Annotated in this window: 14 protein-coding genes; 7 read left to right on the top strand and 7 right to left on the bottom strand. The window is 64.4% G+C overall.

All coding sequences use genetic code 11. The features are described from left to right. Positions 1-153: 153 nt before the first annotated feature. From NCS02_RS08030 to NCS02_RS08005, 6 genes are all read left to right on the top strand, one after another. Positions 154-783, top strand: a complete 630-nt coding sequence (locus tag NCS02_RS08030; protein WP_008349429.1) for a biliverdin-producing heme oxygenase — start codon at positions 154-156, stop codon at positions 781-783. Continuing rightward, on the top strand, positions 780-3,152 hold the full coding sequence (locus NCS02_RS08025; protein WP_250522972.1) for an ATP-binding protein: 2,373 nt from the start codon (positions 780-782) through the stop codon (positions 3,150-3,152). Before NCS02_RS08030 ends, NCS02_RS08025 begins: the two co-directional genes overlap by 4 nt. After that, the gene (locus NCS02_RS08020; protein WP_008349436.1) at positions 3,145-3,609 is read left to right on the top strand and encodes a response regulator; all 465 of its coding nucleotides are present in this window, start codon (positions 3,145-3,147) and stop codon (positions 3,607-3,609) included. Before NCS02_RS08025 ends, NCS02_RS08020 begins: the two co-directional genes overlap by 8 nt. A gap of 74 nt (positions 3,610-3,683) precedes the next feature. Continuing rightward, positions 3,684-5,621, top strand: a complete 1,938-nt coding sequence (locus NCS02_RS08015) for a hybrid sensor histidine kinase/response regulator (RefSeq protein ID WP_008349438.1) — start codon at positions 3,684-3,686, stop codon at positions 5,619-5,621. A 132-nt stretch (positions 5,622-5,753) separates the two neighbouring features. After that, positions 5,754-6,227: a VOC family protein gene (locus tag NCS02_RS08010; protein ID WP_008349441.1), complete on the top strand. Its 474-nt coding sequence runs from the start codon at positions 5,754-5,756 to the stop codon at positions 6,225-6,227. Positions 6,228-6,265: 38 nt separating this feature from the next. Next, positions 6,266-6,742 (top strand): VOC family protein, encoded by a 477-nt coding sequence (locus NCS02_RS08005; protein ID WP_008349443.1) that lies wholly within the window; start codon positions 6,266-6,268, stop codon positions 6,740-6,742. A gap of 1 nt (position 6,743) precedes the next feature. Here the strand turns inward: NCS02_RS08005 and NCS02_RS08000 are convergent, their stop codons facing one another. Both NCS02_RS08000 and NCS02_RS07995 read right to left on the bottom strand, forming a co-directional pair. Beyond that, positions 6,744-7,559, bottom strand: a complete 816-nt coding sequence (locus tag NCS02_RS08000) for an ABC transporter permease (RefSeq protein ID WP_008349446.1) — start codon at positions 7,557-7,559, stop codon at positions 6,744-6,746. After that, positions 7,556-8,245, bottom strand: coding sequence for an ABC transporter ATP-binding protein (locus tag NCS02_RS07995; RefSeq protein WP_250519545.1), 690 nt, complete (start codon positions 8,243-8,245; stop codon positions 7,556-7,558). The genes NCS02_RS08000 and NCS02_RS07995 overlap by 4 nt, the downstream gene beginning before the upstream one ends. A 124-nt stretch (positions 8,246-8,369) precedes the next feature. Here NCS02_RS07995 and NCS02_RS07990 point away from each other — a divergent pair, with 124 nt between their 5' ends. Then, positions 8,370-10,760: an AsmA family protein gene (locus NCS02_RS07990; protein WP_250522971.1), complete on the top strand. Its 2,391-nt coding sequence runs from the start codon at positions 8,370-8,372 to the stop codon at positions 10,758-10,760. A 15-nt stretch (positions 10,761-10,775) separates the two neighbouring features. On the opposite strand, the gene NCS02_RS07985 is transcribed toward NCS02_RS07990, so the two are convergent. From NCS02_RS07985 to NCS02_RS07965, 5 genes are all read right to left on the bottom strand, one after another. After that, complete coding sequence (locus NCS02_RS07985; protein WP_250519534.1) at positions 10,776-12,863, bottom strand: TonB-dependent receptor family protein; 2,088 nt, start codon at positions 12,861-12,863, stop codon at positions 10,776-10,778. A gap of 156 nt (positions 12,864-13,019) precedes the next feature. Further along, positions 13,020-13,412 (bottom strand): DUF2946 domain-containing protein, encoded by a 393-nt coding sequence (locus NCS02_RS07980; protein WP_033537158.1) that lies wholly within the window; start codon positions 13,410-13,412, stop codon positions 13,020-13,022. Positions 13,413-13,916: 504 nt separating this feature from the next. Then, a complete protein-coding gene (locus NCS02_RS07975; RefSeq protein WP_034473428.1) occupies positions 13,917-14,159 on the bottom strand; it encodes a DUF2795 domain-containing protein in 243 nt (80 codons plus the stop codon). A gap of 39 nt (positions 14,160-14,198) precedes the next feature. Beyond that, positions 14,199-14,465 carry a hypothetical protein gene (locus NCS02_RS07970; protein WP_008349457.1) on the bottom strand — a complete coding sequence of 89 codons (267 nt, stop codon included), beginning with the start codon at positions 14,463-14,465 and terminating at the stop codon, positions 14,199-14,201. Between the two features lie 228 nt (positions 14,466-14,693). After that, positions 14,694-16,430, bottom strand: a complete 1,737-nt coding sequence (locus NCS02_RS07965) for a ClcB-like voltage-gated chloride channel protein (RefSeq protein ID WP_008349459.1) — start codon at positions 16,428-16,430, stop codon at positions 14,694-14,696. Positions 16,431-16,571: the final 141 nt, after the last annotated feature.

Raw genomic sequence — 16,571 nt, 5'->3', positions numbered from 1 at the left:
AGAATGATTCGTTGATCGGGAGCGGGCTTGAACGCAACGTTCGCCGCGTTTTTTCTACCGATGCGCGTATTTCAACAAGCGCGCAAACCGGTAAGCCCTTCCGATGCTTGCATCCCATGACCGCTTTGCGGACTGAAGCCAACACAACGGAACATGCCACTCGACCTTCTGTCCCGTCTGAAGAACGAAACCGCTGCGTGCCACGCGCGGCTGGAGAATGCGCTCGACCTGATGCGGGACGACCTTCAGCGCGACGAATACATCGCGCTGCTCGAACGATTCTATGGTTACGTCGCGCCGTGGGAAGACGCGGCGGCCGCGTGCCTGCCGTCGTCGCTCGCGGACTTTTTCGATGCGCGCCGCAAGGCGTCGCTCCTCGCCGCCGATCTCGCCGCGCTGACGGGTGAAACGCCGTCCGCCGGATCGCTGCCGCAAGCCGGCGCGCGCGATGACCTGCCGCGTATGGACAACATCGGCGATGCCATCGGCTCGATGTACGTGATGGAAGGCAGCACGCTCGGCGGCCGCTTCATCGCGCCGCATGTGGCCGCGCGTCTCGATCTCGCGCCGGGCATCGGCAACGCGTATTTCGACGGCTACGGCCCGCGCACGGGCAGCATGTGGAACGCGTTTCGCGAGACCGCGGCGGCAAGCGTGCCCGAACGCCTTCACGACGATGCGGTGAAAGCCGCCATCGCGACGTTCGAAAGTCTGCAAGCGTGGCTGTGTCCTGAAGCAATCGGCATCGAGTATTCGCAGCCCGCGCCGGGAGCGGGTTCATGAGCGAGTCCGCGAGCGAGCCGCCCATCGGCGCGAGGGCCGTGCGCGAAGCATCGCAAGGACCGCCCGATGCCGAAGCGCGCCGGCGCACGCTCAGCTCGGGCGTCGCCAGCCAGGACTGCGATGCCGAGCCGATCCACATTCCCGGCGGCATCCAGCCGCATGGATTTCTGCTCGTGCTGTCCGACGATCTGCACATCCTGCAGGTCAGCGAGAACCTCGTCTCGCTGACGAACGCGGGTGTCGACGAACTGCTCGGCGCTCCGCTCGATGTCGTGCTCGGCGCGGCGGGCGCGCAGCGCATCGGGCAGGCGGCCGCCACGTCCGCGCTCGACGACGCGCCGCTTTACATCGGCCCGATCGATCTCGCGCCGTCGTCGTCCGATAAGGCGTTGCGCCTCGATGTGACGATACATCGTCATGACGGCACGCTCATCGTCGAGATGGAGACCGCCGCCGCGACGGGCGATGCGTTTGCGTCGATGTATCCGCTCGTCCGCACGTTCGCGCGCGGGCTGCAGGAGGGCGGCAGCGTGCAGGCGCTCGCGGAGCTCGCCGTGCGCGAAGTGCGGGCGATCACGGGCTTCGGCCGCGTGATGCTCTATAGCTTCGACGAGGAAGGCCGCAGCCACGTGCTCGCGGAGGACCGCGACGCGAGTTATCCGTCGTTCCTGCATCAGTTCTTCCCGGCGTCGGACATTCCGCGTCAGGCGCGCGCGCTGTATCTGAAGAACCGTATCCGCCTCGTCGCCGATGTCGACTACACGCCCGCGCGCCTCGTGCCGAGCGTGAATCCCGTCACCGGCCGCCCCACCGATCTCACGTTTGCGACGCTGCGCAGCTTCTCGCCCGTGCATCTGGAGTACATGCGCAACATGGGCACGCATGCGTCGATGTCCGTGTCGATCGTCGTGCGGGGACAGTTGTGGGGACTCATCTCGTGTCACGATCACAGCGCGCGCATCGTGCCGTTCAATACGCGCGTCGCGGTCGAGCATCTCGGGCACATGCTGTCCTTGCAGATCGAAGCGAAGGAAGAGCGCGCCGAGGGCGAATATCTGAGCGCGCTGCGCCGCACGATGAGCCGCCTGATTTCGGCGATGGGCGAGCACGAGAACTTCGTCGCCGGCTTGCGCGCCGTGCCGGGCGACGTACTGAGTTTCGCGCGTTCGGCGGGCGCGGCGATCGTCTTCGACGATCAGGTCACGCTGCTCGGCGCGACGCCCGACGAGGACACCGTGCGCGCGCTCACGCACTGGCTCGCGGAAAACACGTCCGGCGTGTGGGCGACGGATTCGCTCGCGCGCGAATGGCCGCCCGCCAAGGCGCACGCAGACAAGGCGTGCGGCGTGCTCGCGGTGCCGGTCTCGCAGATCTTCCGCAACTATTTGCTGTGGTTCCGTCCCGAACTGATGCAGACGATCGAATGGGCGGGCGAGCCGATCAAGATCGAAAGCGCGGATGGCTCGAGCGCGCCGCGCACGAGCTTTTCGCCGTGGCTCGAAACGGTGCGCGGCCATTCGGCGCTGTGGCGTCAGAGCGAGCTCGAAATCGCCGCCGAACTGCGCGGCGCGCTGCTGAACATCGTGCTGCGCCGCGCGGAAGAGCGCGCGGAACTCGCGACCGAACTCACGCGCGCGAACAAGGAGCTGGAGGCGTTCTCGTATTCGGTATCGCATGATCTGCGCGCGCCATTGCGCCATATCGCCGGATACGGCGATCTTCTGCGCGAGCAGGAAGGCGAGCGCATGTCGGACAAGAGCCGGCGGTTTCTCAACAACATGCTGGAATCTGCGCGTTTCGCGGGCACGCTCGTCGACGACCTGCTGACGTTCTCGCAGATGGGCCGCGCCGCGCTCCGGCCCGCACCGGTCGATCTCGGCCTGCTCGTGAAGTCGGTCGTGCAGGAAGTCGAGGTGGAAGGCTCGGGAAGAAGCATCGAATGGGTGATCGGCGATCTGCCGCGCGTGACCGGCGACGCCGCTTTCCTTCAGCTTGCGGTGCGCAACCTGATATCGAACGCGGTGAAATATACGCGGACGCGGGAATCGGCGAAAATCGAGATATTCGCGACCCGAAGCGGCGACGAATACGTGATCGGCGTGCGCGACAACGGCGTCGGCTTCGACATGAAGTACGGCGCGAAGCTGTTCGGGGTGTTCCAGCGCCTGCATCGCGCGGAAGAGTTCGAGGGCACGGGCATCGGGCTCGCCAACGTGCGGCGCATCATCGAGCGTCATGACGGGCGCACGTGGGCCGAAGGGCGGCTGGGAGAGGGCGCGGTATTCTATTTCTCGCTGCCCGTGACATTCCGCAACGCGAACGGGACGCAAGGCGCGCCAAATACAAAGTCAAGAAAAAACCATGCTTAAACCGATATTGCTCGTCGAAGACAATCCGAACGATCTCGAGCTCACGCTCGTCGCGCTCGACAAGAGTCAGCTCGCCAACGAGGTGATCGTGGCGCGCGACGGTCAGGAAGCCATCGACTATCTCACCTCCGAAGGCGAGTGGAAGGAGCGCGCGCCCGGCAATCCGGCGGTGATCCTGCTCGACCTGAAGCTGCCGAAGATCGACGGCCTCGAAGTGCTCGACATGATCCGCTCGAACGCATCGCTGAAGAGCGTGCCGGTGGTCATGCTCACGTCGTCGCGCGAGGAGCAGGATCTCATCCGCAGCTATGAACTCGGCGTCAACGCATATGTGGTGAAGCCGGTGGAATTCGCCGAATTCGTCGAGGCGATCAGCGATCTCGGCGTGTTCTGGGCCGTGCTCAACGAGCCGCCGCCGGGCTCGACGCGCTTTCGCCGCCCGCCGCCCGCGCAATGACCGCTGCGCCCATGAGCACGAATCCGTCCCGGCCGGTGCGCCCGCAAGCGTCCTTTCAAGAGGACGCCTAGATCATGCAGCCTCTGCATCTGCTTCTCGTCGAAGACAACGCACTCGATGCGGAGCTGACGATCGCCCAGCTCGAACGCGCGGACTATGCGGTCGAGGCGTCGATCGTGTACGACTCCGCGGCGTTCATCGCCGAGCTGGAGAAAAAGCGCTTCGACGTGATCCTCGCCGACTTCGTGATGCCGACCTTCTCGGGCATCGAGGCGCTCACGATCGCGAGCGAGCGTTCCCCGGACACGCCGTTCATCTTCGTGTCGGGCTTGCTCGGCGAAGAGCATGCCGTCGATATGCTCAAGCGCGGCGCAACCGATTACGTGCTGAAACAGCGCCTGCAGCGGCTGCCCGCCGTCGTGCGCCGCGCGATGCGCGAGAGCGCCGAGCGCGCGCAACGCATCGCCGTCGAGCGGGCGTTGCGCGAAACGGAGACGCATTTCCGCCTGCTCATCGATGCGCTGAAGGATTACGCGGTCATCACGCTCGATCCCGAAGGCCGCATCCGCACATGGAACGCGGCGTCGGAGCGCATTCTGGGCTTTCCCGCGCAGGACGTGCTCGGCCAGTCCGCGAACATCTTCTATGCGCAGGAAGATCGCGAGGGCGGCGTGTTCGACGCCGAGCTGGAAACCGCGCGGCGCGAAGGCAGCGCGAGCGACGACCGCTGGCTCTGGCGCAAGGATGGCCATTCGTTTTTCGCCTCGGGCGTGACGACGGCGATCCGCAGCGAGCACGACGAACTGATCGGCTTTTCGAAGATCGTGCGCGACGCGACCGACGCCCACATGGCCGCCGACGCGCTGCGGCTCGCAAAGGATCAGGCGGAATCGGCGAATCGCGCGAAGGACCATTTTCTGGCGGTGCTCTCGCATGAACTGCGCACGCCGCTCACGCCGATTCTCGCCGCCGTGCGCCTGCTTGAAATGAAGCACTCGCTGCCGCGCGAGGCGCATCCGACGCTCGATCTCATCCGCCGCAATGTCGAGCTGGAAGCGCGCCTCATCGACGATCTGCTCGATCTCACGAGCATCGCGCGCGGCAAGCTGTCGCTGAATTTCGCGAGCGTCGCGCTCGATACCTTGCTGACGAGCGCGCTCGACATGTCCGAAGCCGATCTGCGCGCGAAGAGCCTCACGCTCGAAACGCATTTCGACGCGGGCCGGTTCGTCGTGCTCGGCGACGCGGCGCGCCTTCAGCAGATCATCTGGAATCTGATGAAGAACGCGGTGAAGTTCACGCCGGCGGGCGGGCGCATCGACGTGCGGACCTGGAATCCGGATCCGTCGACGATCGCCGTTTCCGTGACGGACAGCGGCATCGGCATCAGCGCGGAGGCGTTGCCGCGCATTTTCTCGGCGTTCGAACAGGCCGACGATTCCATCACGCGCTCGTTCGGCGGCCTCGGGCTCGGTCTCGCGATCGCGAGCACGCTCGCGCAGAAGCACGGCGGCACGCTTTCGGCCTACAGCGAAGGCCGCGACGCGGGCGCGCGCTTCACGCTGACGCTGCCGCTCGCGAAACTGCAACCCGCGCGCGAGGACGAGCCGCTCATCGAAGCCGCGAGCCGGGAACAGGGACGCGCGCTCAAGGTGCTGCTCGTGGAGGACAACGAGCAGACGTCGTCGGCGATGGCCGAAGTGCTCGAAATGCTCGGCCACGAAGTGTCGGTTGCCGTAACGGTCGCTCAGGCGCTCGAACGCGCGAAGAGCGGGCCGTTCGATCTGCTCGTCAGCGATATCGGCCTGCCGGACGGCAGCGGACTCGATATCGCGCGCGCGTGGCAGAACCTGCAGCCCGACAAGCCGTCGGTGGCGATCACGGGCTACGGCATGGACGAGGACATCCGCCGTTGCCGCGAAGCCGGTTTTCGCGATCATCTGACCAAGCCGGTCAATTTCTCGCGGCTCGAAGCGCTGATTCAATCGCTCGCGGAACAGCATTCGAAATAAGCTATCGGCGCGCGCCGGTCGAAGAAATTTGACAGGCGTCTGCGGGCTTGTGTCGATTCGCGCGCGGCCCGTTCGTCGTAGGCTATGAGACCGCGCCAAACCCGGCGCGCTCACTCACTACACGGAGCCGACATGTCCCAATCCGCCGTCAAGCCGATTCCCGAAGGCATGCGTTCGCTGACCCCGCATCTCGTGTGCGCGGGCGCCGCAGAAGCGATCGAGTTCTACAAGCGCGCGTTCAACGCCATCGAGCTGGGCCGCATGCCCGGGCCCGACGGCAAGCTCATGCACGCGATGGTCAAAATCGGCGATTCCATGCTGATGCTCGTCGATGAGTTCCCGCAATTCGGCTCGGTCGGTCCGAAGGCGCTGAACGGATCGCCGGTCACGATACACCTGTATGTCGAAGACGCCGACGCCACCGTGAAGCAGGCCGAAAGCGCCGGCGCGAAAGTCACGATGCCCGTCGCCGACATGTTTTGGGGCGACCGCTACGGGCGTCTCGAAGACCCGTTCGGTCATCAATGGTCGGTCGCGACGCATACGCGTGACATGACGCCGGAAGAAATGAAGCAGGCGATGGCGCAGCAGCCTTGCGGTCAATGAACGAAACCACGCACGCTAGTGAGAACGGAGCAACGCACATGCACAAGATTTCGCCCTGTCTGTGGTTCCAAGGCGGCAACGCCGAAGAGGCCGCGAACTTTTATGTCAGCACGTTCAGGAACGCGCGCATCAAGGACATCATGCGCAGCACCGAGTCGGGCCCGAAGCCGGTCGGCAGCGTCATCGCCGTGATGTTCGAACTCGAAGGCGAGGACTTCCTGGCGCTGAACGGCAATCCGGAGTTCGCGTTCACGCCGGCCGTTTCTATGTTCATCAAGTGCGAGTCGCAGGAAGAAGTCGACCACTACTGGGACAAGCTGATGGACGGCGGCCGTTCGCTGGCCTGCGGCTGGCTCACGGACCGCTTCGGCGTGACGTGGCAAGTTGCGCCGACGCGTCTGCTCGGCATGTTGCAGGACCCGGACCCGGTGAAAGCCGACCGCACCATGAAAGCGATGCAAGGGATGATCAAGCTCGATCTCCCGGCGCTCGAGCGGGCGTACAACGGCGAGTGAGCTACGCGGCGCGTTTGCGGGCTTTTCGTTCGACGAGCTTCGACGCCATGAACCGATGGTCCCGCGAAAACAGCCGCCGATACGTCAGCACGACGGCCCCGACCACGCCGAGCCCCGAGCCCGCCGCAATCAGAAACATGATGACGATCTGATACCGCACCGCCTGCAATGGCGACTGCCCGGCGAGCACCTGGCCGGTCATCATGCCGGGAAGGCTGACGAGACCGACCACGGCCATCTGATTCAACGTCGGAATCATGCCCGCGCGCACGGCCTGGCGCGCGGGTCTCTGCGCCGCTTCCCAGCGCGAGGCGCCGAGTGCGAGCGACATCTCGACCGCCGCGCGTCCCGAAGTCAGTTCTTCCGTCATGCGCTCGATGCCGAGCGACACGCCCGTCAGGCAATTGCCGAGGATCATCCCGAGGATCGGAATCGCGTATTGCGGCTCATACCACGGATGAATCCGGATCACGACGAACAGCCCGAACGCGCCGATCAGCCACGAACTGCCCCAAATCGACAGGATGCTGTCCGCGCGCTGTCCGCGATAAGTGCGCCGTCCGCGATCGGAGGCGGCGAATCCGGCGATGACCGTCATCAGCGCCATCAGCGGCAGCACGACATACCAGCGATTGAACGCGAACACCCAGCCGAGCACGTATCCAATCAGCAGCAATTGCACGACGGTGCGGATCGCGGCGACGAAGAGCTTACGTTCGAGACCGAGGTCGAGCGCAACCGACAGCGCGCCATTGACGACAATCAGCGCCGCCGCCAGGCCGATATCGAAGAGACTGAGGTTCTGATAGCCGCTCATCGCTTGTCCTCGCCGAGTACGCCTGCGTTCATCGTCAGATGACGCGTGGCGACGCGCCGCGCCTGATCCGGATCGTGCGATACCCAGATGCACGCGCGCGCGTCATCGGCGTCGAACCACGCGGCCACGAGCGCTTCGATCGAGCGTGCCGACGCCGGATCGAGCGATGCGGTCGGTTCGTCGAGCAGCAGCACGTCGGGCGCGAGTTGCAGCACGCGCACGAGCGCGGCGATCTGCGCCTCGCCGCCGGACAGATCGCTTGCGAACTTGTCGAGGAAGTCCGCGCTGCGTCCGGCCGCCTGCGCGAGCCGCATCGCGATATCGCGATCGAAATGCGTGTCGCGATAAGCCTTCAGCGAAAACGGATAGCGCAAATTGTCTTCGACGGTGCCGTCGAGCATCGCGGGCCGTTGCGCGATATACGCGACGCGCCGCCTGTAAGCCGGAATCTGCGCACGCGCGATGCGCTCGCTGCGCCACGTAACGAAACCGGCATCGCACGCATCGAGCAGCGCGAGCGTGCGCAGAAACACGCTCTTGCCCGAGCCCGACGGTCCGGTGATCGCGGCGCGCTGGCTTTTGTCGAGTGCGAAATCCGTGGCATGCAGCAGCACCGTGCCGCGCGCGGCGTCCCGGCGCATCACGCCATGCGTGGCGACGAGTTCGGTCGATGTCGCGTCCTGCATCGTGGGTGTGTGTGTCGTTCTTTGGATGAGCATCTTACGGACATTCGGCATTCAGCGGACGCATAAGCCGCGGGCACACGATGTGCTGCCGCAATCATAATCAGCAAAAAAGGATGGAGCCGTCATGGCGCAGGCCCGAACGACCGGAAAAAAAATCGGAAGGATCGTCGCATGGATTTTTGCCGTTCTGGCGGTTCTGATCGCAATACTGGTGGTCATTTTTCTGACGTTCGACTGGAACCGGCTGCGGCCCTGGGTGGACGACAAGGTATCGGAAGCAATCGGCCGCCGCTTCGAAATCACCGGCGATCTGAAAGTCGGCTGGCAGCGTCCGCCAAACGAGACGGGCTGGAAACGCTGGGTGCCGTGGCCGCGCTTCTCCGCTGAAAAAATCACGATTGCGAATCCGGACTGGGCGCGCCAGCAGCACTTCGCCACGCTCGATGAAATCGACTTCCAGGTCGAAGTGCTGCCGCTGCTCGCGCACGACATCGTGATTCCGACGATCAATCTCGTGAATCCGTCGATCGATGTCGAGCGGCTCAAGGACAATCGCAATAACTGGACGTTCAAGTTCAAGCAATCGACCGAGCCGTCGACCTGGAATCTCAAGCTCGGCGATATTTCACTCGCGAAGGGCACCGTCGATATCCACGATGAAGTCACGAAGGCCGAGATGCAGGTCGTCATCGATACGCTCGGCCAGGCCGTGCCGATCGGCGAGGTGATGAAGCAGCAGGAAGCGGCGTCGGCGAAGTCGTCGGCGGAAATGGTCGGCAAGAGCGGCGCGGCGAAGCTCAACAAACAAGCGGATGCGGCCGCGGCCTCGGAAGCGTCGGCGGCGTCGGCGGCGTCGGCTGCATCGGCGGCGGCTGCGGCGAACGCATCGGCGCCGAATCCGGCGAGCACGTCGGCCAATACCAGCATCACGACCAAGGAAGGCCCGAAACCGCCGATTCCGCCGTACGCATTCGGCTGGACCGTGAAGGGCACGTACAACAACGGCAAGGTTTCGGGCGAAGGCAAGCTCGGCGGCGTGCTCGCCGTGCAGGACGCGAAGCGCCCGTTCCCGGTTCAGGCCGACGTGCGCCTCGGCGACACGCATATCGCGTTCGTCGGCACCGTGACCGATCCGGCGCATCTGGCCGCGCTCGATCTGCGCCTGTGGGTTCAGGCGGTGAGCATGGCGCATCTGTATCCGTTCACGGGCGTGACCTTGCCCGAAACGCCGCCGTTCGCGACCGAAGGGCGTCTGACCGGCCAGTTCCGCGAGGACGGCAACGTGTTCCACTACGAGAACTTCACCGGGCGCGTCGGCGGCAGCGATATCAACGGTTCGCTCGTCTATGCGGGCAAGAAGCCGCGTCCGCTCCTGAAGGGCGAGCTCGTGTCGCATCTGCTGCAGTTCAAGGATCTCGCGCCGATCATCGGTGCCGATTCGAACGCGAGCAAGGCGAAGCGCGGCGAGACGGAGAAGCAGCCTTCGTCGAAGGCGCTGCCGACCGAAGAGTTCAAGACCGATCGCTGGAAGGCCATCGATGCCGACGTCAAGTTCACCGGCCAGCGCATCATCAAGGATCCTGATCTGCCGATCACCGATCTGTACACGCACGTCATCATGAACGACGGCGTGCTGTCGTTCGAGCCGCTCAAGTTCGGCGTGGCGGGCGGCTCGCTCGCATCGAACATTCATCTCGACGGCAGCGCCGCGCCGCTCAAGGGCCGCGTGTCCGCGCAGGCGCGGCATCTGAAGCTCAAGCAGCTGTTCCCGACCGTGAAGACGATGCAATCCGCGCTCGGCGAGGTCAACGGCGACGCCGCGCTTTCCGCGACCGGCAATTCGCCCGCGGCGCTCGCGGCGACATCGAACGGCGAGGTGAAGGCGCTCATCACGGAAGGCACCGTGAGCCGTCTGTATATGGAAGCGGCGGGGCTGAACGTGGCGAACGTGGTCTACGAGAAGCTCTTCGGCAAGCGCGACGTGAACATCAACTGCGCGGCCGCGGATTTCGTCGTGACCGACGGCGTGCTCGATTCGCGCGTGTTCGCGCTCGATACCGACGATGCCGTCATCAATGTCGACGGCACGATCAATCTGAAGACCGAGGACATGGATCTCGGCATCCATCCGCACACGAAGGGCCTGCGCATTTTCTCCCTGCGCTCGCCGCTGTACGTGAAGGGCACGTTCAAGGATCCGCACGTCGGCGTGAGTCCGGTGCTCGCGCTGCGCGGCGCGGCCGCCGTGGGTCTCGGTCTCATCAATCCGTTCGCGGCGCTGATTCCGCTCATCGCGCCGAGCAACAACAAGCCGCTGCCTTGCCAGCAGATGCTCGCCGATATCGGCAAAGCGCCGACCGCGCCGCCCGCAGGGCAGAAGCAGAAGGCGAAGGCGGCGCCGGCGTACATGTCGTCGGATGCGGCGGCGACCGGCGTGGCCAAGTCCAGGGACACGGACGCGAAGAAGCCGGCGGCGCCGGCGCCCGCCAGCGCCGCGCAGTATCGCGGCAGCTAAGTCGCCGCCGCGCGCTCAGAACGCGTAGCGCACGCCCGCGAAGATGCTGCGGCCTTCGCCCGGATAGAAGATCGCGGTCGACGACGCGGTGCGCGCATCCGCGATCGTGCTGATGTCGCTCACGTAGCGCTTGTTGGTCAGATTGCGCGCGTCGAGAAACACCGAGAGGCCGTTGCGAAAATCCATCCCCGCCTGCACGCCGATGAGCGTATAGCCCGGCACGCGCAACGTGTTGGCGTCGTCGGCCCACGCGCCCGCCGGCACCCAGTCGACGGATGCGGAAATGTGAAAGCCGTTCGGCCGCGCATAGCCGAGCACGGCGCGCAACACGTTCACCGGCACGCCCGCGATGCGGTTGTTGCCGTACTGCGGATCGTCCTTGAAGCGGAAATCGCTCAGGTTCCACAAGCCCGACAGCGTGATCCTGTCGCCCGCGCCCGCGTGCGTGACGTCGCGCCACACATCGACCGATACGCCGGCTTCGATGCCCTGCAGCACCGTCTTGTTCGCATTGAACGTCGATGCCGGTATGTCGGGATTCGTCGTGTACTGAAGCAACTGGTCGCGCACGAGCGAGCGATACGCGGTGACGTCCCAGCTCACGCGATCGCGCGTGCCGCGCGTGCCGAGCTCGAGCGTCCACGCATGCTGCGACGTGAGCGGCGTGAATTGCGTCGTGCTCGAAAAGGTCTGCGTGAGATCGCCGAAATCCGGCACGTCCTGGCTGCGCGTAATGTCCACATACGCCTGGATGTCGCGATTCGGCTGCCACATCAATCCGAGCTTCGGATTCACGCCGCTGAAGGTCTCGCTAGCCGACTTGTAGTTCGGATCGGCCGCGAGCCCGCCGTGATCGACATACTTGCGCACGTCGCGCAACGCCTTGAAGCCGGCCATCAGCGCGACGGTCGGCAGGAAGAACAGACGGTCTTCGACGTACGCCTCGTAGTTGTAGGCGCTTTGCGTCGAATCGAGCGTTTGCGCGCCTTCGTTGCCCGACACGTTCACGTACTGCCGCGCCTGCGTGTTGCCGCCGAAGAAACGCGCGCCCGCGATGACATCGTTGCGCATCCCGCTTACGTTGAACGTCGCGGTATAGCGCGGCGCGATGCCGTAGGTCCAGCCGTCCTGATCGATGACCTGGAAGATCGGGTGATACAGACTCTTGTGGATTGCCCATGTGACGATATCGAGCTGCCCGACATCGAGCTTGACGGTCGTCTTGTTGGCGATGCGCTCGGTGCGCGTATCGCGCGCCTGATCGCCCGCCAGCGCGCTCGCGGATGCCTTCCTCGGATTGTTGAGCGCGTCGGAAAGCGAGAGCGTGCCGGGAAGCTGCTGATCGACGACATACGCGCCGAGATAGAAGCGCGTCTCCACATCCGGCGAGAAGCGATAGCCGACATTCGCGTTGAACTGCTCGTACTGGCCGCGCTCGTGATCGCGATAACCGTCCGCATGATTCACCGAGAACGTGCCGATGAAATCCAGCGGACCCATCACGCGCGAAAACTGCGCGCTGCCCCGGATCGTGCCGAAGCTGCCGCCTTCGAGCCGCACGATGTTCGGCGCATCGGCGGTGTAGGCGGAAGGCGTGACGAAATCGATCGCGCCGCCCATCATCGACGAGCCGTACGCGAGGCCGTTGCCGCCCTTGTAGACATCGACGGATTGCAGCGCGAGCGGGTCGATCTGATAGTAGTCGCCGCTGCCATCGGCGAGATTGGTCGGGATGCCGTCCTGCAGTATCTCCAGCCCGCGCGTGTGATAGCCGCGCGCGAGGCCCGAGCCGCGAATCGAGAGGCGCAACTCCTGGCCGTAGCGGTTCTGCACGAACACGCCGGGCACGTTCTTGAGGACGTCGCGCAACGTGAAGGCGTAGGTGTTCTGGTAATCGGCGCTATCGACGAAGCCGACCGAGCCGACCGTCGCGTCGAGCGTGCGCTTCTGATCGGCGACGTTTTGCGATGTCAGCGAATGTTGCGCCTGTCCTTGAACGATGACGGCGGGAAGCGTCGCGGGTTCGGCCTGCGCGAATGCGCGGGTCGCGGCGAGCGCGGTGAGGCCCGTCATGAGGGCGCGTTGTCGGGCGAGTCGCTTCATGGCAGCGTCCTCGCTTCTGCGTGTGCGGACGGCACGACGCCGCCCCTTGCTGAAAGTGAGCATGGTTCTTCTTCGAATTCGTGATGAATGAGCGCGGCGCGATGGACGCGCGGCGCCGTTCGATGCCGCGAAAGGCAATCGATCCGTTAGGACGAATCAGACGAGAACCGGAGGGGCGCGAGGCTGCGCAGTGGTGAAAGGAGGCGCGGGACGCTCGATGTGAATCCGCGCGACCGCGACGCTGCGGCGCGCAGGAACGTCGAGCGCTGCGGGGGCCCGTGCATCGGAGATGGCGGGCGCGTGCGCGAAGAAGTGACAGTAGCCGCAAGCCTGGTCGTCGAGATGCGCGAGCGTGTCTGTCGAATGCGTCGAATGATGACCGCCCGAACGCTCGACTGTCGACGCATGCGCCGAACAGAGCTCGGCGGTGAGTTCGTCGGCATGCGCGCTGGCGGCGATCAGTTGCGAGACCATCGGCGCGAACGTGATCAGCAGCATTGCGAGCAATGCCAGCAGTGAACCCGTTCGTTGATGGAAGCGACTGCGCATGAGGACGAAGATTTGCAAATCCCGAGTGGCGGGATTATGCCACCCGCTTACTTTGTATTACAAAGCAAAGCGGACATAAATTTTCCCCATCAGCGCGCGGACATGTTGTCCCCATCAATTGGGGAGCACCCTGTTGAAAACGCGCCTAAAAGTCTGCTAAATGACTGATGCCGAAGGAAAAGTCATGCGCGCTTCAGGTTGCATCAATGCGTATCGGGCTTTGCATAACTTATCCTCAGCGCACGGGGAAAGGGCTGTGGAAAACCGCTTGGCGACTCATCTAGTTTCTTGATTTCGCGCTGAAATCCCCGCGCGACGCGCATCGCGCCACTTTTTCGCTCGCGCGCGCGACATCGATGCGATGCCCGACTTATCCACAATTTCTGTGGACAGCAGTGTTGAAAAGCCTCGCGTAGACGCGTTAAGTCTTTGATGAATAAAGATTTGTACGACCTGATCGAAGACGGGCGAGCGCGTGCATCGCGATCGTGCCGCGCGCCAGGTTCAGATCGAAATTCCGGGACCGCCGTTGCTGCCCAGCAGTTGTTCGACCGAATTCGCGTCCGTGTAGTCCTGCTCGGGCAGGCCGTCGAACACGGTGATGACGTCGTTGGATACGCCCGCCTCGCGCGCCGCATCGACGATCGCGTCCTTGTTGGCGGGGTACTTCACGAGACGTAATACCTGGGCGATCTCGTTGTCGATCGGCTCGTCGTTCAAGGCGTGTTTTGCGTGCGTGTCGGTCATTCCGAGGTCCGGTGTCGAGTCAGTGAATGAGGAGGCGCGTCAGGTCTGGACCTGAATCGTCTGGCTCGCCATGCCGTGACTCGGCGTGCGCGATTTCGGCAGCGGCACATGACGCCAGCGCGCGTGATCGAGATCCTGCGCCGCGACTTCGGGCGCGGGCGGCGATACGGGCGCGGCGTTCACGCGCAGCGCGGCGCGCGTCGCGGCAATGGCGGCGGTGGATTCGTCGGTCGAACTGGTGTGCAGCGGCGCGGCATAGCACGAGACGGAAACCAGAGCCATCGACAACAACGTTGAGGTCTTCATCGGGCAACCCCTCCTCACGTAGGCAGCAGAAAAGACCAAGCAAAGCCTATGCCGATGGATATTTCCGCCACCCGCCGTGCGCTCGGACCATGACAGCGCCGCGCACACGGGCGCGACGAGTGGGCGTCGCGCAGACATACTTCGAGTGAATTGTGAAGTCCATCCGACCCGCGCGAAACGCGCGCACGCGAAGCGTGACGCGCCGCGAAATTGCACGGCTGCGCAGTTTCAGCGCGACGTCGGGTTCAGACGGAAGTATGCGTCCAGAAGTGAGGTTTTGTACACGACGCCGAGCAGCAACGGCTGCGTCTTTTTTTCGATGACCGGCAGGCGTTCGCCCTGGAACGCGAGGAAGTGCTGCAGTGCTTCGCCGAGCGACATGTCGGGCGTGAGCACGTCGAATTCCGGCTGAAGATAATCCGCGGCGGTTTTGGATGCGCAGGTCTTGTCGTCGAGCAGATCCGACGTGATGTTCTTCAGCGCCACCACGCCCTGAAAGCGCCCGGCGTCATCGACGACGTACAGATACTTCACCGGATATTCGAGGAACACGCGCGTCATGTCCTTGATGTTCGCGGACAGCGGCACGACGGTATCGGCGGGCTTGACGAGCTCGCGCATCTGCGTCGCGGCGAGACGCAGGCGCTCTTTCTCTTCACGCGTGCGCCGCAGCGTGACTTCGTACATCGACGTCTGCTCGGACGTGCGCGCGATGAAGTACGCGATCACGCACGAAACCATTAGCGGCAGCATGACCTGATACGACAGCGTCATCTCGAAGATCATCAGGATGGCCATGAGCGGCGCGTGCGTGGCCGCGGCGAGAAACGCGCCCATGCCGACCATCGCGTAGGCGAAGGGCGCGGACGTGGAGTCCGGCCAGATCGAATGCACGCCGATGCCGTAAAGACAGCCGAGCACCGCGCCGACGAAGAGCGTCGGCGTGAAGATGCCGCCGACCGCGCCCGAACCGGCGGTGGCCGCCGTCGCGATGATCTTGAAGACGAGCACGGTGAGCAGCGCGGTCCAGGTCCACGGTTCGTGCAGCAGCGAGTTCACGACTTCGTAACCGTTGCCCCAGACTTCGGGCCACCAGATCGATATCACGCCGACGATCAGCCCGCCCAGCGCGAGGCGCACGGGCAAGGGCAGGGGCAAGGTCGAGAAGCGTTTTTTCGATTCGGCGAGCAGCCGCAGGAAGTGCGGCGCGAGCGTGCCGCAGAGCAGTCCGAGCACGACGAAGAGCAGCACTTCGATGCCGGTGACGGTCGGGAACACCGGCATCTCGTACGGCGGCCTGTAGCCGGCGAACTCGCGCATCGTGATGTTGGCGACGACCGACGAGACGACGATCGGGCCGAAGCTTTCCATCGCCATCGAGCCGAGCACGAGTTCGGTGACGAAGAACGCGCCGGCGATAGGCGCGTTGTACGCCGACGTGATTCCGGCCGCCGCGCCGCACGCGACGAGCAGACGCAGGCGCGGCGGATCGAAGTGCACCCAGCGCCCGATCAGCGACGACACCAGGGCGGCGAGTTGCACCATCGACCCTTCGCGACCGATCGAGCCGCCGCTCGAAATCGTGATGAGCGACGACAAACTGCGCCATACGCTTTGCCAGACGGGCACGACGCCATCGCCGATGGTGACGGCTTCCATGTAGTCCGTGCTCGCATTCTTGCTCGCGCGCTTGCGGGCGATCAGCAGGCAGACGCCCGCGATGAGCCCCCCCACGGCGGGCAACAGCACGCGCACGGGCCAGGGCAGGCTTTGCGCGAGCGCGACGAGACCTTCCGAATGATTGCCGAGGAGCCGCTGAAGGATCTCAATGCCTTCGCGAAAGACGGAGGTGGCGAAAGCACCGGCCACGCCGACGACCACCGCCCAGACGAGCATCGTATGCGAGTCCGACAGACGGAAAAGCCGTTGGGCGCGTGTACGGAGCTTGAGCAGAAAGGAGAGCACTTTTGCGAAATCGTGGAATGCTTAGAAGCAAATGGAATAAGGGACTCGCAAGGATAGCATTGCAGGGCGGCGCTGCGGACGTCGAAACGCGTTCGTCAGAGTCGAAAAAAAGCCCGGCACACGCCTGGCCGGGCTTCGTCG

Source organism: Caballeronia sp. NCF2, from assembly GCF_023631205.1.
Taxonomy (GTDB): domain Bacteria; phylum Pseudomonadota; class Gammaproteobacteria; order Burkholderiales; family Burkholderiaceae; genus Caballeronia; species Caballeronia zhejiangensis.
This window is presented reverse-complemented; position numbering and strand designations above follow the sequence as displayed.